Below are 22,146 nucleotides of genomic sequence, written 5' to 3'. Positions count from 1 at the left end.
TTTTTCTTTATCTTTCGCAATCCTAGCATTTGTATAATGTTGGTGCTTTTAGTCTGTTGTCAGTTGTCTGTTAGCGTTTGAAGGTTGTCAGCTTCTTCCAACCGGACAACCGGACAACCTGACGACTTTTGACTGAACTAATGACTAATGGCCGATACATCATCAGTGCGTCTACCACCCGTCCATCAGATAAATGCGCCGCACTTGGAATGCGCCCTATTATCTGAAATCCCAAGGATTCCCATAACTGGATGGGGTGTTGTTTGCAAAGACCAAATTGAACATCACCGCCGTATAACCTTGAAGGGTGGCAATTTCTAGCATTCCCTGTCCCATCAACCTCCCAATGCCTTGACCCCGCATAGATGGTTGTACAATAAAGCCAGCATTACAGATGTGGCTGCATCGTCCGGGAAAATTGGGTTTTAGATAGAAAGCTCCCAAAATTTCCTCCGGCGTTGCTGCGGTTTCGTCATCGGCAGTGACGACAAAAGCATCGTGAGTCATCCAGTAGGCAGCAAATTCTACTTCGGATAGAGGTTGATTTTGTGGATACGTTTGATCCTCAATAATGATTTGGTTCAATAACGCCCTGACCGCATTTTGTTCGCTTAGGCGCATCCGGTCTAAGTTTACTTTTGTTCCATTTTTTAAACTTTTCTGCCAGGGCAAATTAATATTCATAGTTTTTTGGAAAATATGTTATCTCTTATGTAAAAATTTGATTTAAAAATTTATAATTTATCAGGTAGCTGTTAGATAGTCTACCTAAAATAATTGGATAGAGATTTAAGTTAAAAATCAAGAAATTAAATTTTAAATCATGGCAGTTTTACACGGTAGTTGGCTACTTCAATCTCAGAATAGTTATTTATTTCTTTGGGGAGAAACTTGGCGGCCAATTCCGCCAGATGGGTCTTATAAAACAGATTTGATACCATTTCATCCTTTGGCGATGACACAGGCGGAATTGATATCTTTCTTGCGATCGCGCAGTGTCTTTGGAGGAGAATCGCCCCATTTTGATATTGAGAAATTTGTCCAAACATCGGCAACCAAAAGCAAAAAGAATCGTACTGCGGATGAGAAATGGCAGCATTGTATACTAGCTCTCCCCACCCAAACAGGGGAGACAGGCGAACCAGTTTATCCCGTATTGTCTACCAAAATGGTGTCAGAAAATGGGGATGCGCCGCCTCTATTTTTACACCCTTGGCAAGTTGAGGGGCTGTGTCTTAACCCTTTGCAAGCAATGCAATTTTTGCAAGCGCTTCCCCTTGGCTCTTTGAAAGCATCTGACACATTTGTGGGGGGAGAATTGCGCTTTTGGTCGCATATTGGTCGATGGGTTTTGGATCTTCTGGCTCGGTGCAAGTTTTTGCCCGCACTAGAGCGGCAAAAAAATGATAGCATCGTCGCCCGTTGGCAACCCCTGCTGGATAGTGCAGTAGATCGGGAGCGTTTAGAAAAGTTTACCGCTTTGATGCCATCTACTTGTCGCACGTATCAGGGATTGGGGACTCAGGAAGAAGACCAATCCCCAATTCCCAATTCCCAGTTTCCAATTTCTGTACAGTTGCCAATAGAACCACAGGAGTTACTGTTGGGATTCTTGAGTAGTATGATAGACACGATTGTGAGGTTGCGTGTTGGCAATCCTAACTTAAGTGCAGTAGAACCTGCTGTTAGAGAATGGTTAGGCGCTCTATCGACGACATCTGATACCCTGAACGCACCGACGGGATTAGGAAAGCTGGAAACGGCGCTCAAAGATTGGATAGCGCCCGTGCAGAACCATTTAGTTTCTAGAGCGATCGCTAACGGGGAATCTTACACTTTTTTAGCGCCAGAGCAGAATCTGTTTCGCACCTGTTTGGTTCTCCAACCACCGACATCAGGTGAGGAAAACTGGACTTTGGATTACTTTCTCCAAGCAGTTGATAACTCAGAATTTCTGGTGGATGCAGAAACCATTTGGAATCATTCCTTGCAGCGAGGAGTGTTCAAAGGTCGGACAATTGAGCATCCTCAAGAGACTTTGCTTGGCGGTTTAGGCTTGGCTTCCCGAATATATCCTCCCATAGAAGCCAGCTTGCACGACCGCCGTCCGCAGTTTTGTTGCTTGACACCAATTCAGGTGTATGAGTTTATCAAGGCTGGCGCATGGCGGCTAGCTGACAGCGGGTTGGGGGTAATTTTGCCGCCCAGTCTGACACCTGTTGAGGGAGAAAATCGGCGCTTGGGGCTAAAAATTCGCTCCAGTGCGACACCGGGAAAAGGTCAATCAGGGTTACAAAGTTGGCTGGATTTTGAGTGGGAATTAGCTATAGGCGATCGCACAATTTCTAAACAGGAATTTGACCGACTCGTAGCCCTCAAAAGTCCACTTGTACAAGTGAATGGCGATTGGATTGCACTGCAACCTTCAGAAGTTAAAGCAGCGGCGGCGCTGTTGGCGACACCGAAAGATCAGCTTTCTCTCTCTTTAGAGGACGCTGTGCGCCTCAGCAGTGGCGATACCAAACTTGTTGAAAAACTTCCAGTAGTTAGCTTTGAGGCATCAGGGCCCCTGGAGCAGTTGTTGACGACTTTAACAGATAACAAGAAAGTGGAAGCGATCGCGCCTCCCGCCAACTTCCACGGTCAGTTGCGCCCTTACCAAGCCCTCGGAGTGGGCTGGCTTTCCTTCATGGAGCGCTGGGGCTTGGGCGCTTGTCTGGCGGATGACATGGGGCTGGGAAAAACGGTTCAATACATCGCATTTTTGCTAAATTTGCAAGAAAAAGGGAGATTAGAAGCACCAACTTTGCTAATTTGCCCGACTTCGGTGTTGGGTAACTGGGAGCGAGAAGTTAAGAAATTTGCCCCGACGTTGAATGTTGTAGTCCACCACGGAGATAAACGCGCCAAAGGGAAAACATTTACCAAAGCAATCAAAGGGAAAAGTTTGGTAATTACCAGTTATTCTCTCGCATTTCGAGATGCTAAAGACCTGCAAAGTGTTTCTTGGCAAGGGGTGGTATTGGATGAAGCCCAAAATATTAAGAATCCCCAGGCGAAACAATCGCAAGCGGTACGTCAGCTAAAGGCAGGTTTTCGGTTTGCGCTGACAGGAACTCCAGTAGAAAATAGATTAGCTGAACTGTGGTCAATTTTGGATTTTCTCAATCCTGGGTATTTGGGAACGCGGGATTTCTTTCAGCGGCGGTTTGCTTTACCGATTGAGAAATATGGGGATACAGCATCGTTGCAGACATTGCGATCGCTTGTTAGCCCTTTCATCCTCCGTCGTCTCAAAACCGACCGCAAAATCATTCAAGACTTGCCAGAAAAGCAGGAAATGAATGTATTCTGCGGACTTGCATCAGAACAAGCTGCACTTTATCAACAACTGGTAGAAGAGTCTCTTGCTGAAATCGAAGAAACCGAGGGTGTTCAACGCAAGGGAATGATTTTAGCTTTATTGCTAAAGCTGAAGCAAATTTGCAACCATCCCGCACAATTCTTAAAATCAGCAGGCGAAACTAAAAATTCATCTTTCCGCAGTCGTTCTGGTAAAGTCCAGCGTCTAGAAGAGATGCTAGAAGAGGCTTTAGCAGAAGGCGATCGCGCTTTAATTTTCACTCAATTCGCCGAAATGGGAAAACTCCTCCAGCCTTATTTAGAACAACTTGGCTGGGAAACATTGTTTTTGTATGGCGGAACCCGCAAACAACAACGGGAGGAAATGATAGACCGATTCCAGAACGACCCGGAAGGCCCCAAAATCTTTATTTTATCCCTAAAAGCTGGTGGTACAGGTCTTAACTTGACACGCGCTAACCATGTTTTCCACTTTGACCGTTGGTGGAACCCAGCAGTCGAAAATCAAGCAACAGATCGGGTATTTCGTATCGGTCAAACTCGTAATGTTCAAGTGCATAAATTTATTTGCACAGGTACTCTGGAAGAAAGAATCAATGACATGATTGAAAGTAAGAAAGCGCTGGCAGAACAAGTTGTTGGTGCTGGCGAACAGTGGCTAACAGAACTGGATACCGACCAACTCCGCAACTTGCTTTTACTTGACCGCAGTGCAGTAATTGATGATGAATAAATGCTGAACGAGTAAGAGGATGTCCCAGAAGCGTCAAAAGTTAGCTTGATCCCCCCAGCCCTCGCGCTAACGCGCCGCTGTGCTAGAGAGAAGGAGAGAAAATCAAGTCTTAGCCCCTCTTTTTAAGAGGGATGGAAGAGGGATCTCGACCGTCTAAGCGTCTCGATTATGACTTTTGAGACATCCTCTAAACTCGCAACCGCACAAACTCTCGTCCGCCTTTACAGTCTTGAATTCTCGTTCCCAGGCTGAGGAAACAAGAGAACAACAGGAGTAAAACAAAATGACAAATTACGATATTCAACAAAGTCGAGAATGGTGGGCGCAACGGTGGCTAGATTTACTAGAGTCATTTGGCTGGCGGCGTCGCTTGGAACGGGCGCGCATATATGCACGAGAAGGCAAAGTTTTAAGCCTAGAATTTCGCGGTCACAAAGTGGTTTCCAGAGTGCAAGGAACTGCGCCTGAACCATATAAAGTTGTTTTATCGCTGGATGCTTTTAGTGACGAACAATGGGATTATGTGATTGAAACTATGTCACAGCGGGCAATTTTTTCAGCTCGTTTGTTGGCTGGAGAAATGCCACAAAATATTGAAGAAGTGTTTACTGCAAATGGTATAAGCTTGTTTCCATTGACCAAGTTTGATATCCACAGTAAATGTTCTTGTCCCGATCCGGCTAATCCTTGCAAACATATTGGAGCAGTGTATTATTTGTTAGGCGATCGCTTCAGCGAAGACCCCTTTGTAATCTTCCAGTTGCGCGGGCGTACCAAAGAACAAATACTCGATACATTACGTCAATTGCGACGCGGGGCTGATGAAACTTCTGAAACAGAAATTACTGCGGAAACATCTCAGCCAACTCGAACAGTAACCCCGCTTAAAATTGAACAATTTTGGCAATACAACGAGCCACTGGAGTCTTCTTTAGTTATAATTGCACCAGCAAGCAACGACACAATATTAGATGTTTTAGGACCTATTCTTTTATCATCAGGTTCCAATTCAGCTTCTAGTCAGCCAGTGATGCAATATTTAGATACAGTTTACAAAACAGTCAGCCAGCAGGCTATTTTATCGGCAATGAATTTAGAGGAAGATTGATTAGGTAGTCATTACTTTAATAAGTAACCGTGGATAATTAATTACACAAACTTGCCTTGTTACATCAGACTTTCAATAGGATCTGATGTGTAATTTATTTCCTATATCCACTTCGTGCCATGCTACTATAGCGATTCTTGATTGGGTGCTATACATCTGTAAGGACATGGAAATGCCATGTCTCTACCAAGGTGGCTCGAACATCAGAACCACCATATATTCCACCCAACTGAGAAACCCTATATAGCAATCCTAAATCATTTATGAACTTCTCCCTTTCCTCTACCGGGAGCGCCTGGGCGGTTCATTTAAAAGGGAGTTTTCATAACTCAAATAGGATTGCTATAGACAAGCTGAATTCCTTTATTACTGTCCAAATTCGACCCTTGCTTGTTCAACAAACTCAACCGTGACAATATCCGAACCAGCAGCACGAGCTAGCTGCTCAATCCGTTGTCTCGCCTGAGTGCGGACAAAAAAGGGAATATTTTTCAGCTTTGTTTTGGCATCAGGTGTCCACTGTAAAGCATCTGTAAAATCAGGATCGCGCATGGTACGCCAGCCTTCTGCTGTCAGCAAGGAATATTAATTACATTTTATCTGAGTGTGCGATCGCGCCGCTCATTGCTATTTTTGAGCAGAAGCGAGTTTCTTCTGTGCTAATTGCAGCAGGTTTTGGGCTTCTGAATAGGCGGTTGTCCCAGATTTAACCGTTTGCAGCTGATTGATAATTTCTTGCATCTGGCTAATTATCTGGTTGCGATTTACCTGTGAACCATCCTTGGGGATAGAAGCCAGCAAGGCTTGGATTTGCTCTTGAGCATATTTAAACGCTTCTTGTGACTGGCGTTCTGCTTTCAGCCGAGTTTGCACAGTACCTAAGTTAGTTTGGTATGTTGCTAGTAATTTTTGCGCTTCCACGTAGTCAACGTCATCTACGCGAATTTTTTGTAGCTGCTCAATTGCTTTGTACCACAAAGTTTCAATTTGTTGCCATTTATCTGCTGTATGAGGTGCATTTTGTCCAAGTTTAGCGCCTGCAAAGGCAAATTGTTTGGCACCTTTAATTAAAGTTTTGGTGCGTCCCTGAACCTGTTTTTGTTGAGAAAGTTGGTTTTTTACCTGCTCAAATCTAGAGCGAATCGAGGCAGTTTGCTCGTCTTCTATTGTCTGCGTATTGTAACCGCTAACATAGCGCCTACCCTTTTTGCGCCTGTAAGAGTATTGCGGCGAAGATATTGTACGCGAAACTGGCAGTTCATCAATATGTTTTTTTGCTGCGTTTAGTTTTTCTTCACCCAATGCCAAATCTGCTGCTTTACTGGCTTGGTTAATGAATTTTTCTGCTTGTTCTAAGAATGCGATCGCTAATTCATAATGTTCTTCATTGCTCAAGGGAGCATTCTGCGCTACTGGCTGATCGTTTGTAGGATATAGCAGGATTGCTAAGACAAGCGATCCCGATCCTAAGACTAGCAAGACTACCAGTACAGCAGCTAGTTTAATTACATCTAAAATACCTATCGAGCGATTAGCTTTTGCGGCTTGCGTCAGCGCCTTCTCTCTGAAGTTTGGATAAGTGGTGACGACTATTTGTTGTAGTTCTTCTAAAGATGCAGGGGAGCCTTGTTGCTTTTGCAGTAATTGTAACTCCCTGACTACAAGGCTTTCCTCTATTTTACTCAATGGGTCATTCCCGGCACATTTGGTAATTTCAGCACGCAGGATTTCAAAAGCGCGATTGTTGAGACGGGACATAGACTAACACCAAGCAACTGATGTTAGTGTTCCCGAAATCAACTTGAGAATCACTGGGGCTGCTACAGGCACAAATTTTCAAGAACGCCTGATATTAAAGCAGCACCATTCTTGCCGTCGCCAGAGAGTGGCAACAATCCAATCGTGTTGTTCTAAAGTATCGGCAATTGGTTTGGCTTGCTCTAGCAAAACACCGCTAATAATTCCCCAACTAGAAGGTTTAGCGATCGCAGTCATTTGCGGGATCAAGTCAATAATCACCTCTGCCAAAATATTGCAGAGAATGCCATCGACAGGCTCATCGCTCATTTTTATCAAGCGGTCGATACTACCCTGCTCTACAATCAGACGCTGGGGGCTAATCTTGTTAAGTTCCCGATTGCTGCGCGTGGCTCGCACCGCCATCGGATCGATATCTACGGAATAAACTTTTTCGGCACCTAACAACACAGATGCAATCGAGAGAATCCCCGATCCGCAGCCAATATCCGCCACTGTAACCCCTTCTTGCTCCCCACCCAAGCGCATTTCCAACGACTCTAGACACAGCTGAGTCGTCTGATGAGTGCCAGTGCCAAAAGCCGCACCGGGATCGAGGCGCAGGGTATGGCGTTCTGACTGTTCTGGAGGAGGCAGCCAAGCCGGGTAGACAAGTAAGCGATCGCCTACTTCTTGCGGTTGCCAATATTGCTTCCAGCTACTCGACCAATCCTCCTCATCAATCAAATGCCAATGGGTCATCGGCATCGCCAATCCCACCATCAGCGCATCCTGACGCAACCACAGAGATAGCGCCGCCAAATCCAGCAGATTTGCATCAAGGGGAGATAAGTAAGCGCACACCAAGCTGGAATGTCCTTTTACCTCACTGGAAGTACCGCGACAGCCAAATTTTTCCAGCCTCCAGAAGATTACATCTTCCAAAGCTGGGTCGCCCAAAACTTGAATTTCCCACCAGGTGTTCGCCATATCTATTTTGGATTTTAGATTTTGCGGGGGCGAAGAAGTTTCTCCGCCTCCGATGATTTTAGATTTTAGATTTTAGGTAACGGGTTAGAACCACACAACCTGAGGATTAACGAGTAAACCTTTAATCCAAAATCAAGAGCATCCAAAATCCTTGCATCGTTTAAAGAGTCACCGTATAAGCATCCCGAATGCCGGGAATTTTGGTAATCTCGCTCAATATTCCCTCCGGTAAGGGATCGTCCAGGCTTAGCACCATCACCGCATCGCCCCGCACAATTTTCCGTCCCACCTGCATACTGGCAATATTGACATTAAAACTGCCTAACAGGGAACCGATATTCCCAATAATCCCTGGCATATCTCGGTGCAGAGTAAACAGCATATGAGGGCTGGGGGGGACGTTGATCGGGAACTCATCAATACTGGTGATGTGAATTTCCCCATCTCCCAATAAAGCGCCCGTCACTGAATGCTCCCCAAGCGTTCCTTGCGCCTCCAGATGCAGCGAACCAGAATAGTCTCGAATCGAGGCATCCCGCGTTTCAATCACGCGAATTCCTCGTTCCTTCGCCTCAATGCTGGCATTCACGTAGTTTACCCGCTCTCGCAGCGCCTGCGAAAGCAGTCCTTTAAGTGCTGCCACTATCAAAGGCTGACTTTGATTAGTTGCCAACTCTCCTTGCAGGCGGATATTCAACGAGTCAATCCGTCCTCCAGCCAATTGTCCCACCATATTGCCCAGAGTTTCCGCCAATTGCAGATAAGGTCTGAGTTTTTCCAGAACGTCGGGACGCAAGCCGGGGATATTCACCGCTGAACGGGCTGGAAGCCCCAGTAAAACATCTCGAATTTGCTCAGCAACATCTATGGCGACATTCACCTGCGCCTCAGCTGTGGAGGCTCCCAGGTGGGGGGTGAGGACGAGATTTTTGCCCAAGGATTTTAAGGACGACTCGCCTAACGGTTCTGTCTCGAAAACGTCTAAGGCAGCACCAGCAATTTTGCCTTCTTTGAGAACCTCTGCCAAAGCCGCTTCATCAATGATGCCACCACGGGAGCAATTGATAATCCGGGTGGTGGGTTTCATCTTGGCTAAGGCTTCGGCGTTAATCAAGTGAGTGGTTTCTGGAGTTTTCGGGATGTGCAGGGTGATGTAGTCTGCTTCCTGAAATAGCAAATCCAACTCTACTAGACGAGCGTCTAGTTCTTCTGCCCGTTCCACAGAGATGAACGGGTCGTAAGCTAGTATTTTCATCCCCATTGCTTTGGCGACGGTGGCGACATGAGAGCCGATTTTGCCTAAACCGACAACGCCGAGAGTTTTCTTGTAAACTTCCGTCCCGATAAAACTTTTGCGATCCCACTGACCACTTTTAACAGACGCATTTGCGTCGGGAATATGGCGGGAGAGGGAGAGCATCATTGCTAGGGCGTGTTCTGCTGCGGCAATTGTATTGCCTTCTGGGGAATTGACGACTACAATCCCCTGACGGGTGGCAGCTGGGACATCGACATTATCGACACCAACCCCAGCGCGACCGATGATTTTTAGCTGTTTGCCAGCTTCGATAATTTCCTTGGTGACGCGGGTTCCAGAACGAATCATTAGAGCGTCATACTCTGGCATGATCCGCACCAGTTCTTCGGGTGAAAGACCTGTTTTTACGTCAACTTGGGCAACTTGGGAGAGGATGTCGATTCCAACTTGGTCTATTGGGTCAGAAACAAGAACCTTGGACATGATTGGCAGGTAGGTCTAGGTAAAAAATCATCAGTTCCTGTACGCAAAACTTTTGAAAAGCCAAGAGCGATATTGTGTACAGGGAGCAAGGATTGAAAGTCAGCTAATTGATGGCAGTTGACTCAAGAGCGATCGCATCTGATGACTTCCACCAGTGGCGCGATCGCATCAGTTGGTCATTTTAACTGTATCAGGTGTTCTTACACGGCTTGTTACCTGAAAGTTTTTAACTTTGTCTGTTTGGGCTGCTCCCTACCCTACAAAATCTGTATGATATTGCGCTTCACATCCCAATCCGGGTAGAGGATTTGCTATAGCGACACTGATAGGCTGTTAATTAAGGCTATCTTTTGCATCATCTAACGATATCACTATGAATTATCTCGTCGCCGTACTGCAAGACCGCATCCAAGCAGAAGCAGCTTATTCCGCGCTAGAAAAAGAAGGCTTACCTATGGATAAGGTGACTATCCTGGGTAGAGGATACAAAAGTGCTGATGAATTTGGCTTGATCGATCCCAACGAGCAGGCTAAAAAGCAATCAACGCTGATGGCTTATTGGCTCATACCCTTTGGATTTATCGCCGGGTTTGTCTTCAACTTGAGTACTGGGATAGAAATTTTTCACTGGGCAGGAGCATTTGGTAATCATGTCATTGGTGGTATTCTGGGCGCAGCCTCCGGTGCTTTGGGTAGTATTTTTGTCGGCGGTGGTGTTGGTTTGGTAGTTGGGAGTGGCGATGCTTTGCCTTACCGCAACCGCCTGAATGCTGGTAAGTACCTGGTTGTGGTTAAAGCTCCGGAAACTACAACTCGCGTAGCTACTCGGATACTCCGCCAGTTTGAGCCGGAAAATCTTCAAGCCTACGTTGACCCAGATGGCGTGTAAGCTAATCCTCTAGACAGAGGGAGTAACAAACAGAACATTGCTAGTCTAAGTAATTGCTTGAGCGCAAGTGACTTGAGGCTGGTCGGAATGAGAGTATTGCTAGCGGGTTTGGGAGTTGCGCTCGTCTGGTGGATCATCATAGATGTACTTTGGACAACGCTAGCGGTAGGAAGTGGAGGCGGGTCAATTACATCTAGAGTGTGTAGTTGGGTGTGGAAAACTATTCTGCGTCACCATCGCTGCGCTTCGTCTCATCATCTGCTAGCGATCGCTGGCTACAGCACTATTATTATTTCTACTCTGGTGTTGATTTTTCTCACTTGGGCTGGGTGGGTATTAATTTTTAGCGCCAGCGAGCGCTCCCTCATCTTTGCCGATAGCAAGCAACAATATTCCCCTTGTTAGCGATGAAGTCTTTGAGGAAGAAGTCACCAGCCTAAATAGATAGGCGAAGGCGTTTGCTTCTGGCCTTAGTGCAGAATGATGGCTGGACTTGGAAGTCAATATCAAATCGTTTGGGTAGACGATCTGTTTCTGGGTAAGCATACGCCTTGGGCGAGCGCAACGATACAATCAAGAAAGTCATTGTAGATTCATTTAAAACTCAAGACGCGACAAACCGCGTCTAAAACAAAACTCAAAACTATTTAGAATGTTGCCAAGAGAAGAACTCCTCAAAGGAGTAGAAAATAGAGATAGTGTAGCTCGTGTCATTGATCTGGCGGATCAAGCAATTAAAACTTGGGAAGTGGTCGTAACTGATTTTCTTTCTCCTCCAGAAATTGTTGAAATTCAACAGGCTTTCAATCGTTTAACTGAAGTACAACTTGTTGCTTCGGGAGGTTATCCGCAAGCTGAACGGCAAAGGATCGCGATCGCGCGTTCAGAAATTCCTCTGGAAGTGTCTCAAGTCCCGGTTGCGGCTTTGGATATTGCTGGAAATTTTCTCTTCGACCAAGCCACTCATCGCGACTTTCTCGGCTCTATGCTGGGGTGTGGAATTGTGCGGGAAAAAACTGGCGATATTATTGTACTGGGAGAGTCTGGAGCGCAGGCAATTGTGGTTCCAGAAATGGTAGAGTTTCTGGAAATGCAGCTCAATCAAGTACGCTCAACTCCTGTGAAAACTCGCAGAATTGAGCTTAGTGAATTAAAAATTCGCGAACCGAAGAAAAAAGAGTTGACGACTGTTGAGGCTTCTCTGCGATTAGATGCGATCGCATCCGCTGGATTTGGAATGTCTCGCAGCAAAATGGTTGATTTCATCGATGCTGGCGATGTCAGGGTAAATTGGAAAGAAATCACTCAAGCGAGTTCTCAAGTTAAATCCGGAGACTTAATCGCTATTCGCGGTAAAGGAAGGCTGGAAGTTGGGGAAATTGCTGTTACTAAAAAAGAACGCTACCGCGTCCAACTAACACGATTTCTTTAAAATTATGCTTATCCTAAGAGAAAAAACGCGGCGCTAATTACTTAACGACTGTAGGCGCTTCGCCTTCGCAAAGGGTAGCCGCAACTGCACAAACTTTAGTCCGCGTAAGGCGAGACAAAAAAAGCCTGCGTAGACAGGCTTTTTTTTTGTAACCCCCGACTTGATGGGGCGTTTAGGGACGATTAGCAACTAATTACACGAGGACGACAACCGGACAGGGTATTGTGCATATTCACCACGTTGCCAATAATAGCGATCACGGGTGCGCCAAAACCAGCCGCCTCTACCTGCGCCACAATCGTTGCTAAGGTGCCAATTAATTCTTCCTGTTCCGGCCGAGTTCCCCAGCGAATCAAGGCGATGGGAGTATCTAAACTCAATCCGGCAAAGTGCAATTGTTCCACAATGTAGGGCAGATTGTGAATGCCCATGTAGACAACGATGGTTTCGGAACTGTGGGCTATGCTAGACCAGTTCACAGTAGGACGATACTTCCCCACTGACTCATGACCCGTAACAAATGTTACCGAGGAACTGTAAGCACGATGAGTTAGCGGAATCCCTGCATAAGCTGGTGCGGCAATTCCCGAAGTCACTCCTGGCACTACTTCCGCTGGCACTCCAGCACGTACCAAGTCTTCCATCTCTTCGCCGCCGCGACCAAAGACAAACGGATCGCCGCCTTTGAGTCGTACCACTATCGCTTGAGTCTGTGCTTTTTCTATCAACAGTTGCGTGGTTTCTTCCTGCAACAGGGAGTGACGCCCCATCCGCTTACCCGCGTCAATTTTCTCGGCGTGGGGGTTAATCATCGCCAAAATTTGCGGACTCACTAGAGCGTCGTAAACTACGACATCAGCACACTCTAACAGTCCTTTCCCTTTCAGCGTCATTAAGCCGGGATCTCCTGGCCCTGCACCTACTAGATATACCTTACCCAAGCACTTACTCCTGTTTACCTGCGTGTTCTCTATGACTGTGCTGTTCATTTACTTCTTAAGTCCCAAATCAAATCGGCTAACTCAGCACTAGCCCCTATAGGTTCAGCCAGATGAAGCTTGCTCGTGGGAAATTGCTTAGACAGTAGCTTAACTTTTGTTAAGATCGCATCCGTAATTCCCCCGGTAAATAAAAAATAAGGCAGAATCCCTATGTGAGAATACTTAGCGCTGACTAAATCTTCTAGACGCTCCTCCAAACTGGGTGACACCGACCAGTAAGCAGGCACTGCCCCTAGAGTTGCGGCTATTGCCTCCACTGGCTGATTTCCACCAACACGGCGGCTACCGTGAGATAAGAGAATACTCGCATCTGCGTTTACCGAAGCCAAGCTAGTTGCCAAGAGACGACTTAAGCCAGGGTGAACGCCTAGATGAGGTCGGATCTCTATTGTCAACTTGCTTTCAAGAGCAATGGATGCGATCGCTACTTGCTCTGGGATATCCTCCATCACATGAACTCCCGGCAACAGAAACAGGGGCAAGACCTGAAGGTGTTTCAAGCCACTGGCATGAGCGCGATCGCTAAATTGCCGAATTTGTTCATGCAAAGGCTGATCCCCTAGTTCCAGAACTGCTGTACCTACCAGGGGTGACAATGCCACTGGCGGCGCAGCCAAGGATGAGCGATCGCTTTTTTTCTGCATCCATTCGCTCTCAAGGCCTACCTTCTGTGCCACAAGAGTTGCTAATTCCTCTACAGCTGCTTGGGGACGAGGGTCACGGCTTCCGTGGGATACCAGTAGATAGGCAGATGTATTTGGCAAAACCCCGCTCAAACTCTTCCTAAATTGCGTACTATCCAATTAATATCGTTTTCCCGCAGAAGTTTTTGTATAAACTGTTTCTAATTCAAGTGCGATTTTAATATAAAACCGAATTTCTACATCGCTACAGGCGATTGCCTTACTTACATTATTAATTTTTTATTAAGAAAAGTCGAGCCTGTGGGTTAAACTTCCCACAGACTCGATTTTTTTAACTAAGTTGTCCTGACTTGATGGTACGATTAACTGTCAGCCGTAGGCTGTGGAACATACTGGAAATCAGGTGCAGAGTTCCAAGGCCCCCGCTCATCCTGACCATTCTGAGACAAATTGAAGTAAAGATTCACCGTTTCATCAGGCTGGATATTGCCAAAGAAGGGGTCAGTTAGTTTACCCATCGACTCCAGCGCCTTCATAAACATCTTGGTATGAGAAATTTCGCGGGTAAGCAGATGCACTAGAGTCTTCTTCGTCCCTTCATCAGTTGACAGCTTAATCAACTGCTCATAAGTTTGACGCGCCCCAGCTTCAGCAGCAATGTTTGCCCGCAAGTCACGCACAACATCCCCACCTTCATTAATATAGCTAGCAGTCCAACTGTTACCCTGGCTGTCTAAGAAGTGTGGCCCCATCCCACGGATAGCAAACAGGGTACTCTTATAAGCTTCTGTTTGGTCAGTATTCTTTGTATGCTGTTCGATGAGTTTACCCACCATTTCCAGGTGTCCAAACTCCTCTATAGCGATATCTTGCAGCATATCCTTAATACCGGGATTGTCGCAGTGAAAAGACTGTACCCAATACTGCAAAGCGGCTGTAAGTTCCCCCGTTGCTCCCCCAAACTGCTCTAACATTAGTTGAGCAAAACGCGGGTTAGGCTCTTTAATATCGACAGTATGAATTGTTTCTTTTTTGTGGAAAAACATGAATTAATTACTCCTCTCAATTTTAGATGTAAGCTGTAAAACCTGATTTTCGTAAAAGCGTTGTATCGCCAACTGAAAAAGCTTAAACTTTTCTCAATATTTTTGGCACTGTCACCAGCTTATATCAGGGTATACAATCTAAACCTGCATCAACAGACAGAGTTTAAAATAAGCTTTCTCTAACTAAAGAATGAGGATGAAATAGCTAATATAATATAGAGTCAGCAATCTAATTGATCCTCGTTTCCCTATGACTGGGGACGCTGAGATATGGAGGCTCTGCCTCTGATAAAGTATCAAATAATATCAGGCAGAGCCTCATGGTAGGTAATCCCAGCCAGAGACTGGGAAAGAGGAATTTGGTGCGATACATCTGTAGGGACATGGCATTGCCATGTCCCTACCAAGGTGGCGGCAATGTCAGAACCGCGATATATTCCACCCAACTGAAAAACGCTATATCCCTATATCCTGTGTAACACCCAATGCTCGTGGATATATTGCACCACAGGTTAACTAATCTAATAATATAGGCGCTCGCCCGATTTCCACACTACCTGATGCTGGCAAAGTAGATTTACCCCCAGCTAAATCTCGAACTTGCTTAATATTCCAATTAGAAGGCACTTTAAAAGGCAATTTGCCCTCTGGGTTCCACACAATCCAGCCTGTGTAATTATTATCTCGCGTAACCTGACAAATCCAGATTTTATTACTGTCAGGTTGACAAGATTTCATTGTCGCACCTATCAGCCATTTCTGCACCTCACTATAGGCAATGCTGGCTGGTGTAAGAGTTTTATTGTCTGCCTGCACCATCTTTAACCAATTTGGATGAATCTGCGTGTTTACATCCCAAGCGTACCAGTAGAAACGACTAATCCCTGATGCCCAATAAATAATATAAGTACGTGCTATAAAACCTCTTGCTTCTTCATCGGTAAACGGCTGTTCGTTAGGAAATTTAGCATAGGCATTTTCTGTGTCCCACAAAGGCTTATGGCTGAGTTTATTCTTAGCCATTACTTGTTGCATTCTCCGAATGGTTTGCACTCGTTCTTCTGGTGTTTTTTCCTTGATGGAATACAAGTGCGGCCCTACTACGTCGGTGTAAGCAGCCGCGCCTTTGGCAAAGTATTGATCCAGCCAATCCACTCCCCCAAGGGAAATCCAGCTTTCATTTCCTGGCAAATCCAAACCTGCGATCGCGCCGGGAGATACGACAATAATATTAGTATCAACTTCTTTGAGAACTTTGTAAGCCTCCTGTGCCATTTCTACCATCTTTTCAATTGAGCCACTATAATCATTTTTATTATTAGTTTCGTTCCAGATTTGATAAGCTCGAATGCGACCTTTGTAGCGAGTTGCAACAGTTCTTACAAAGTTGCGCCAATCCTCCATATCTTTAGGTTCTGAAGCAACTCCGGGGAAATCTTTTCCCCACTCTCCTACCTCATTCGGTCGTGCTGCTGCCCATTTAGGAGTATCGTTAAATACATAAAGAACTTCAACTCCCTGTTGTTCGGCTAAATCAACATATTTATCTAATATCTCGAATTTCCACTCACCTTTGTTTGGCTGGATGAAGAACCACGGCACAAAAACCCGCAAAGCCCCCACATTAACAGCAGGCCAAGGAGTTTTGGTAGGTTCTTGAATGTGCATCCCAAATAAGGTTTTTGGGATAGGTGTAGAGGAAACGGTTGCTATTGTATTTACTACTTGAGCCGGAGATTCTTTCGGTGCCAATAATGTGGTGCAACCAATTACTGGCAGTGTCAAAACGGTTATTCCTAAGAAGAAAAAATTAGAAAGTTTAATAGAAATCATTAGTTTTTTATTCTTAGTTATTCTCGTTTCTAGTCTCAGACTGGAAACCCCAGAATAGGAGGCTGAGCCTGCCCTTAAAAAAATAGGTGAGGCTCAAGCTGGGAAGGAGAACTTCACATCAAGGGTGAATGCATTGCGGTAACATTTTCTTAGCCGCTTGCTGAAATTCCTTGAGAAACTGGCGAATAGATCCTACACCGTTGCCAATTTGGGGATAATCTTCATAGTGAGATTCGCTTGGCAACTCCTGCGCCGCAATTAAAAACCATTCGTCGGCTAACCAAGCGAAGGTAGAACCCAGCGAGACACGGAATTTGTCTTGCAATGCCTGGACTTGCGAAATTACTTTAGCGGCTTTTTCCGGGGTTACTGGTATCAGTTCATCTTCTGCTGGACGAAAGCGGGTTAACCCTACTGGCACCACCGCTACAGATGCCAGCTTATCTGAGGGTATACAGTCTAAACTTGTATCAAGAGGCATAGTTTTAAATTAGCTTTTTCTAACTAAAGAACGACTAAAAAACTGCTAGTGCATAGTATTTTAAGCAATGCCTTCCATAAACTTTCTCCTCGTTCTTGCAATAACGAGGAAACGAGAAATTTTTAAAACCTACCTAATACCGCACTCTTCCAGTTTTGCAACCATTGCACCCGCATGATGCCACCATTCATAACCGCCTACCCAGCGACGCGATGGCAGATGTCCGGGTGCGGCTTTGTCGCTAAATTTCAAACCGGAGTCGGGATGATAAGGATTGTAGACAAACCAGCCTACTTTTTCGCAAAAAATTTGATATTCTCCCCTAGCATCTTGATAAATTTGCTTTTGTACGCTGAAGCCAAAACGCCCTTGACTATACTTCACCCACAGCTGGTCAATTGTCCACAAATCCTCACAAGGGAATTTTTGAATATCACTACTGGATAGATAGCTGCTGGGTGATTTACTAACTGCTTGACACATAACTGCCCAGGTTTCTTGATCGGCTTCTTTCCATTTCTTTTTAGCCAAGAAATCCCGCAGTTTTGTATATTTAACTTCTACGTTGGAATTTAGAAAATTAACAGCAGAACGCTCTTGAATTTGAACCGCTGGTGCAGGACGGGGATTTAAACTTTGCTGTACTGCTTGCAATACTTCAGCAGTGCAGGAATAGCGTTCTCTGATGGCATTTTGCAGCAATTTATCGAGGATTTGACTGAGGTCTTCGCTTACCTTCATTCCCCTTGGCAAAAAATCGCGCCACGCCCACCCGTTATTCACAATATCGAACATAGTCAGGGGAGGAACGCCAGTCAACAAGTGAATGCAAGTGACACCCAAACTGTAGAGATCGCTGGAGGGCAAAGCTTTGCCCCGTGTTTGCTCAGGTGCCATGTAGCCCGGGCTACCAATGATCGTCCCAGTGTGGAGCAAAGCTGTATCTGTGAATACCTTGGCAACTCCAAAGTCGATCAAAATGAGATGGCGATCGCTAGTGCGTCTGATAATATTAGCTGGCTTAATATCCCGGTGCAACACCCGATGCTCGTGGATATATTGCACAACAGGTAACAAATTCTGCAACATTTCCCAAATCTGCGTTTCGCTATAAACGCCCTTTTGCTGCAACTCCTGGGACAGAGTTTGTCCGGGAATAAACTCTTGCACTAAATACATCTGTTGCTTTTGTTCAAAGTGAGCTAATAGGAAGGGAATTTGCGAATGCTTTCCCAGCTCATCCAGACGCATTGCTTCCTGACAAAACAAGGAAACCACCTTTGTAAAAGTAGTTTGATCTCGTTCTGGGAAGTAGAGTTGCTTAATTACACAACTGGGTTTTGAAGGAATATGCTCATCCACCGCTAAAAAAGTTCTCCCAAAGCCGCCTTTACCAATTAGCTTGATCGGACGATAGCGGTCTTTCAATAATAGTTTTTGCCCGCAACTGCGACAAAATCGGTCATTTGCCTGGTTGTGGGGGCTTTTACATTCAGGAGCTACACAGTAGAGCATGGCAGGCTTTGGCACCCACGCGAATGATGTTCATCTCTAAGGTATCCCCAATTGGAGAGATGACACAAATCTGTTTGTTTATTCTCGTTCCCAGTCTGAGACTGGGAACGCCTTCGGGAGGCGCAGCCTCCCCCTAGAAAAAATAGGCGAGGCAGAGCCTCGCTAACCTCATTCCCAGGCTCAGCCTGTTCATGAGAACTTTAAGGGTGAATGCAAGCCTGGATTAGTTCTTCTATGCCGTTGACGGGTAAGATTGGTGTACCCAAATCTTGGGCAAGTTCTTCAACAGTCATGTCGTCTAAAAAGCGAGTATCTCCATGCTTGAGCATGACACAGGGGAGGAGAATGCGATCGCCTAAATCTTTTCCCTTTAATTTCAGCAAATCTTCACCCGTCAACAACCCGGTGACGCTAATTTCTTGTCCCCAGTAATCGCTATGCCTAGCTGCTATATTCACCTGTAGCCCTTCAACTTGATTCAGGCGTTGCACGATAGGTTGAAACGCTTTTTCAACGGCATTGCCAACTATCCAAGTGCATTTTCTGGGTGTCTCGATACGTTGCGGTAGCATTTTCTTAGCTGCTTGCTGAAATTCTTTGAGAAACTGGCGAATAGATCCCACACCGTTGCCAATTTGGGGATAATCTTCATAGTGAGATTCGCTTGGCAACTCCTGCCCCGCAATTAAAAACCATTCGTCGGCTAACCAAGCGAAGGTAGAACCCAGCGAGGCACGGAATTTGTCTTGCAGTGCCTGGACTTGCGAAATTACTTCAGCGGCTTTTTCGGGGGTTACTGGTATCAGTTCATCTTCTGCTGGACGAAAGCGCGTTAACCCTACTGGCACCACCGCCACAGATGCCACAGTGGGAATTTCCCCCCTATGGAAAGATGCTAAATCCCCCAGGGTGGTATCCAGATGTGCGCCATCGTTAACGCCTGGACACAGAACTACCTGGGCATGAATTTGCAAACGCCGTTCTTGGAACCACTGCAATTGTTGTAATATTTGCCCGGCGCGGGGATTTTTTAGCAGGCGAGTTCTTACATCAGGTTCGGTGGCGTGGACGGAAACGTAGAGGGGAGATAGGCGCATTTGCTCAATTCTGTCCCATTCTCGTTGGGTGAGATTGGTTAAGGTGAGGTATGAGCCATAGAGGAAGCTGAGGCGATAATCATCATCTTTTAAATATAGACTTTGGCGTTTACCGGGCGGTTGCTGGTCGATGAAGCAGAAGGGACAGCGGTTATTGCACTGGATTAAGCCATCAAATAGGGCGGTTTCAAATTCTAGCCCTAAGTCGTCGTCGTAGTCTTTTTCAATTTCGACTGAGTGGCTTTTGCCAGCGGTGTCTAAGACTTCCAGTTCCAGCACTTCATCGGCGCACAAAAACTGGTAGTCGATCAGGTCGCGGGGGCGCGAACCGTTGATGGAAACTATGGCATCGCCTGGTTCAAATCCAATTTCGGCGGCGATGGAGTCGGGGAGAACTTTGGTTATTAGGGCTGGACGAATTGATGTCTCGCTCATGATACTGGGAGGGAACGAACCACTTCAGGCAATAGAGGGCGTAGAAGAAAGAGTGATTAGATATTGGGGATGAGTTTGAGATAGATTGCTGCTAGGATTACTACTCCAAATGCTAGCCGATACCAGATAAATAGCCAGGTGCTTTGGGTTTGCAGGAAGCGCAGCAGCCAGGCGATCGCTAAATATGAAAATATTGCTGAACTGATGGTTCCGACTACTAGGGGAACTAGCCCCGCATCCCCCACTCCTTCTTCTAAAAAACCTTTTAACTCTACTAACCCAGCTACGGTAATGGCTGGAATACCTAATAAAAAGGAAAATCTGGCAGCAGTTGCCCGTTCTAATCCCATAAATAACCCGGCGGTGAGGGTGGAACCGGAGCGGGAAACACCGGGAATTAGCGCCATAGCCTGCGCTAAGCCCATCAAAATGCCATCTTTGAGATGGAGTTGTTCAAAGTTGCGCTTTTTCTGTCCTACGCGCTCTGCGATGCCTAGCAAGAGGGACATGACAATTGAGGCGATCGCGATCGCTGTCAAACTCCGCAGGGGTGAGTTGTCAAAGTCGGGAATAAACTTCTTGATCAGCAGTCCAAAAAATACTATCGGTAGCGTTCCCAAAATTATCCCCAGCGCCATGAGGAAGTCGTAGGATTGGTAATCTTTGCTGGCGAGCGCTTTGGCTGCACCCGTGACGATTTGCGTGATGTCGCGCCAGAAATACCACAGCACGGCGGCAATACTTCCCAGCTGAATCACTGCTGTAAAGGCAACCCCCGGATCGCCCCATCCCAGCGCTACAGGCACTACTTTCAAATGCGCTGTACTGCTAATCGGTAAGAACTCTGTCATCCCCTGCACAAAGCCTAAAAACGCCGCCTGGATAATATTTACCTGGGATGTGGTACCGGGTGCGGGTACCGCTTCTTGCGCCATAGTCAGCGTTTCTAAAGGGAATGCGATCGCACTGCTTAATCCACCTACACCCAAAAGCGCGAACCTCTGACATTTTGATAAAGCCATAGTCTCCTCTATAGTCAATCGCCTACTAATCTACTGTGGGTAATTGCTAATTGGTAACTACTAATTGCTAATTACTAATTAATCTTCTCCCCCAGTACAACCAGCCCCCTTCTCCCCACCCCTAATTCCCACTTGCTCTTGTCAAGAAAACTAAGTTAATATCTTAAGTATCCCCCCCCTGGGGATATTCAGTGTTATATTTAAAGATGTAAACTTAAGTAAAGAATATTAATAATATCTTGTTTAACAATACCTGGTCTTCCAACCCATCTTCTAACGTTTCTGACACTCTTAGCCAGCCTGGTAAAGTCCTTCTGACTCTTGCTGATTGGGGAATTGGCACCCGTCAAGCTTGGTTGATTTTTGCGGCATCCTCGTTTCTGGTTTCGGTGCCAGTGTTTGTTCAGGCTCCCTTAGTGCGGCTGCTGCCTGGGTTAAGTTTAGTAATGACAATAGGTTGGGTGTGGCTGGGTATTACCCTGATGCGGCGTGACTCAACGAAATTGTGGGGAGACTTGCTGCTGGGGTTCAGCTGGAGTTGGTTAGCTGGATCAATATATTGGGGTTGGTGGCGCTGGGAACCGACAATCCATCTGCCAATAGAGGCAATAGGTTTACCGTTTGCCCTTTGGTGTATAAGTCGGCGTTGGGGAATGGTGGGAAACCTGTTTTATCTCGGCTCGCTGTTCGGTACGGCAGTAACAGATATATACTTCTACATAGCTGGCTTAATTCCACACTGGCGAACCTTGATGCAAGTCGCGCCCAGCGAAGCATCACTGGTTTTCCAAACTGCGATCGCTCAAGTCAAAACTCCTTGGGGTGCAGGTTGGGCGATGGTTCTGTTAGGTGTTCTTCTGGGTGTTGGTCTAGTACCCTTGCGATCGCGCCAGCTGCACTGGTGGGCATTTGGTGGAGCAGTATTAAGTACAATTTTGGTAGACAGCCTGTTTTGGTTAGCTGCCTCTATGGCTTAAAAATACCTGCAAGTTGACCAATGCTCAAGCTATGAGTGCAGGGATGTCGAGCTTCGCTCTTGTTCCGTGATCGCACACTCAAGAGGCGGAAATATGCTAAAA

At 46.1% G+C, this 22,146-nt stretch carries 18 protein-coding genes and 2 pseudogenes; 6 read left to right on the top strand and 14 right to left on the bottom strand.

The features are described 5' to 3' along the window. Window positions 1-70 precede the first annotated feature (70 nt). Window positions 71-678 (bottom strand): annotated as a pseudogene (locus H6F66_RS19915) (N-acetyltransferase). A 145-nt stretch (window positions 679-823) separates the two neighbouring features. Between H6F66_RS19915 and H6F66_RS19910 the strand changes: the two are divergent. Both H6F66_RS19910 and H6F66_RS19905 read left to right on the top strand, forming a co-directional pair. After that, complete coding sequence (locus H6F66_RS19910; RefSeq protein WP_190424462.1) at window positions 824-4,096, top strand: DEAD/DEAH box helicase; 3,273 nt, start codon at window positions 824-826, stop codon at window positions 4,094-4,096. Between the two features lie 283 nt (window positions 4,097-4,379). Then, window positions 4,380-5,204 (top strand): SWIM zinc finger family protein, encoded by an 825-nt coding sequence (locus H6F66_RS19905; RefSeq protein ID WP_190424460.1) that lies wholly within the window; start codon window positions 4,380-4,382, stop codon window positions 5,202-5,204. A gap of 366 nt (window positions 5,205-5,570) precedes the next feature. Here H6F66_RS19905 and H6F66_RS19900 read toward each other — a convergent pair whose 3' ends face one another. The 4 genes from H6F66_RS19900 to serA form a co-directional block, all read right to left on the bottom strand. Further along, the gene (locus H6F66_RS19900; protein WP_190424522.1) at window positions 5,571-5,756 is read right to left on the bottom strand and encodes a PCP reductase family protein; all 186 of its coding nucleotides are present in this window, start codon (window positions 5,754-5,756) and stop codon (window positions 5,571-5,573) included. Between the two features lie 75 nt (window positions 5,757-5,831). Continuing rightward, window positions 5,832-6,962: a hypothetical protein gene (locus H6F66_RS19895; protein WP_190424458.1), complete on the bottom strand. Its 1,131-nt coding sequence runs from the start codon at window positions 6,960-6,962 to the stop codon at window positions 5,832-5,834. Between the two features lie 78 nt (window positions 6,963-7,040). Then, window positions 7,041-7,931: a 50S ribosomal protein L11 methyltransferase gene (gene prmA / locus H6F66_RS19890; protein WP_190424456.1), complete on the bottom strand. Its 891-nt coding sequence runs from the start codon at window positions 7,929-7,931 to the stop codon at window positions 7,041-7,043. Between the two features lie 160 nt (window positions 7,932-8,091). Then, window positions 8,092-9,672 (bottom strand): phosphoglycerate dehydrogenase, encoded by a 1,581-nt coding sequence (serA, locus tag H6F66_RS19885; RefSeq protein WP_190424454.1) that lies wholly within the window; start codon window positions 9,670-9,672, stop codon window positions 8,092-8,094. Window positions 9,673-10,045: 373 nt separating this feature from the next. Here serA and H6F66_RS19880 point away from each other — a divergent pair, with 373 nt between their 5' ends. From H6F66_RS19880 to H6F66_RS19870, 3 genes are all read left to right on the top strand, one after another. Further along, a complete protein-coding gene (locus tag H6F66_RS19880) occupies window positions 10,046-10,561 on the top strand; it encodes a hypothetical protein (protein WP_190424452.1) in 516 nt (171 codons plus the stop codon). Window positions 10,562-10,648: 87 nt separating this feature from the next. Continuing rightward, window positions 10,649-10,966: a hypothetical protein gene (locus H6F66_RS19875; protein WP_190424450.1), complete on the top strand. Its 318-nt coding sequence runs from the start codon at window positions 10,649-10,651 to the stop codon at window positions 10,964-10,966. Window positions 10,967-11,213: 247 nt separating this feature from the next. Beyond that, window positions 11,214-11,993: a photosystem II S4 domain protein gene (locus H6F66_RS19870; protein WP_190424448.1), complete on the top strand. Its 780-nt coding sequence runs from the start codon at window positions 11,214-11,216 to the stop codon at window positions 11,991-11,993. Window positions 11,994-12,175: 182 nt separating this feature from the next. Here the strand turns inward: H6F66_RS19870 and cobA are convergent, their stop codons facing one another. The 9 genes and pseudogenes from cobA to H6F66_RS19825 form a co-directional block, all read right to left on the bottom strand. Continuing rightward, on the bottom strand, window positions 12,176-12,982 hold the full coding sequence (gene cobA / locus H6F66_RS19865) for a uroporphyrinogen-III C-methyltransferase (protein WP_190424446.1): 807 nt from the start codon (window positions 12,980-12,982) through the stop codon (window positions 12,176-12,178). Then, a complete protein-coding gene (locus tag H6F66_RS19860; RefSeq protein WP_190424444.1) occupies window positions 12,979-13,758 on the bottom strand; it encodes a sirohydrochlorin chelatase in 780 nt (259 codons plus the stop codon). The genes cobA and H6F66_RS19860 overlap by 4 nt, the downstream gene beginning before the upstream one ends. A gap of 242 nt (window positions 13,759-14,000) precedes the next feature. Continuing rightward, window positions 14,001-14,684, bottom strand: a complete 684-nt coding sequence (locus H6F66_RS19855; protein WP_190424442.1) for a manganese catalase family protein — start codon at window positions 14,682-14,684, stop codon at window positions 14,001-14,003. A 296-nt stretch (window positions 14,685-14,980) separates the two neighbouring features. Continuing rightward, window positions 14,981-15,130 carry a hypothetical protein gene (locus H6F66_RS19850; RefSeq protein ID WP_190424440.1) on the bottom strand — a complete coding sequence of 50 codons (150 nt, stop codon included), beginning with the start codon at window positions 15,128-15,130 and terminating at the stop codon, window positions 14,981-14,983. Between the two features lie 70 nt (window positions 15,131-15,200). Further along, window positions 15,201-16,517 carry a beta-galactosidase gene (locus tag H6F66_RS19845; RefSeq protein WP_190424438.1) on the bottom strand — a complete coding sequence of 439 codons (1,317 nt, stop codon included), beginning with the start codon at window positions 16,515-16,517 and terminating at the stop codon, window positions 15,201-15,203. Window positions 16,518-16,653: 136 nt separating this feature from the next. Continuing rightward, window positions 16,654-16,971, bottom strand: a pseudogene (locus tag H6F66_RS19840) (DUF512 domain-containing protein); the annotation flags it as partial. 156 nt (window positions 16,972-17,127) lie between these two features. Continuing rightward, window positions 17,128-18,513 carry a serine/threonine-protein kinase gene (locus tag H6F66_RS19835; RefSeq protein WP_190424436.1) on the bottom strand — a complete coding sequence of 462 codons (1,386 nt, stop codon included), beginning with the start codon at window positions 18,511-18,513 and terminating at the stop codon, window positions 17,128-17,130. 200 nt (window positions 18,514-18,713) lie between these two features. Next, window positions 18,714-20,045, bottom strand: coding sequence for a TIGR03279 family radical SAM protein (locus H6F66_RS19830; RefSeq protein WP_190424435.1), 1,332 nt, complete (start codon window positions 20,043-20,045; stop codon window positions 18,714-18,716). Between the two features lie 56 nt (window positions 20,046-20,101). Beyond that, complete coding sequence (locus tag H6F66_RS19825; protein ID WP_190424434.1) at window positions 20,102-21,067, bottom strand: undecaprenyl-diphosphate phosphatase; 966 nt, start codon at window positions 21,065-21,067, stop codon at window positions 20,102-20,104. 335 nt (window positions 21,068-21,402) lie between these two features. Between H6F66_RS19825 and H6F66_RS19820 the strand changes: the two genes are divergently transcribed. Further along, entirely contained in the window at window positions 21,403-22,044 is a 642-nt protein-coding gene (locus H6F66_RS19820) for a DUF3120 domain-containing protein (RefSeq protein WP_347269410.1), read from the top strand. The last annotated feature ends 102 nt before the right edge of the window (window positions 22,045-22,146 follow it).

It is taken from the genome of Trichocoleus sp. FACHB-6, assembly GCF_014695815.1.
Classification (GTDB): domain Bacteria; phylum Cyanobacteriota; class Cyanobacteriia; order Cyanobacteriales; family FACHB-T130; genus Funiculus; species Funiculus sociatus.
The sequence above is the reverse complement of the archived record's forward strand: the minus strand, read 5'-3'. Positions and strand labels throughout refer to the sequence as shown.

Bases quoted from the DNA above. Each gene is read 5' to 3' on its own strand.
- H6F66_RS19910 (WP_190424462.1), top strand. From the start codon at position 824: ATGGCAGTTTTACACGGTAGTTGGCTACTTCAATCTCAGAATAGTTAT.
- H6F66_RS19905 (WP_190424460.1), top strand. From the start codon at position 4,380: ATGACAAATTACGATATTCAACAAAGTCGAGAATGGTGGGCGCAACGG.
- H6F66_RS19900 (WP_190424522.1), bottom strand. From the start codon at position 5,756: ATGCGCGATCCTGATTTTACAGATGCTTTACAGTGGACACCTGATGCC.
- H6F66_RS19895 (WP_190424458.1), bottom strand. From the start codon at position 6,962: ATGTCCCGTCTCAACAATCGCGCTTTTGAAATCCTGCGTGCTGAAATT.
- prmA (WP_190424456.1), bottom strand. From the start codon at position 7,931: ATGGCGAACACCTGGTGGGAAATTCAAGTTTTGGGCGACCCAGCTTTG.
- serA (WP_190424454.1), bottom strand. From the start codon at position 9,672: ATGTCCAAGGTTCTTGTTTCTGACCCAATAGACCAAGTTGGAATCGAC.
- H6F66_RS19880 (WP_190424452.1), top strand. From the start codon at position 10,046: ATGAATTATCTCGTCGCCGTACTGCAAGACCGCATCCAAGCAGAAGCA.
- H6F66_RS19875 (WP_190424450.1), top strand. From the start codon at position 10,649: ATGAGAGTATTGCTAGCGGGTTTGGGAGTTGCGCTCGTCTGGTGGATC.
- H6F66_RS19870 (WP_190424448.1), top strand. From the start codon at position 11,214: ATGTTGCCAAGAGAAGAACTCCTCAAAGGAGTAGAAAATAGAGATAGT.
- cobA (WP_190424446.1), bottom strand. From the start codon at position 12,982: ATGAACAGCACAGTCATAGAGAACACGCAGGTAAACAGGAGTAAGTGC.
- H6F66_RS19855 (WP_190424442.1), bottom strand. From the start codon at position 14,684: ATGTTTTTCCACAAAAAAGAAACAATTCATACTGTCGATATTAAAGAG.
- H6F66_RS19845 (WP_190424438.1), bottom strand. From the start codon at position 16,517: ATGATTTCTATTAAACTTTCTAATTTTTTCTTCTTAGGAATAACCGTT.
- H6F66_RS19835 (WP_190424436.1), bottom strand. From the start codon at position 18,513: ATGCTCTACTGTGTAGCTCCTGAATGTAAAAGCCCCCACAACCAGGCA.
- H6F66_RS19830 (WP_190424435.1), bottom strand. From the start codon at position 20,045: ATGAGCGAGACATCAATTCGTCCAGCCCTAATAACCAAAGTTCTCCCC.
- H6F66_RS19825 (WP_190424434.1), bottom strand. From the start codon at position 21,067: ATGGCTTTATCAAAATGTCAGAGGTTCGCGCTTTTGGGTGTAGGTGGA.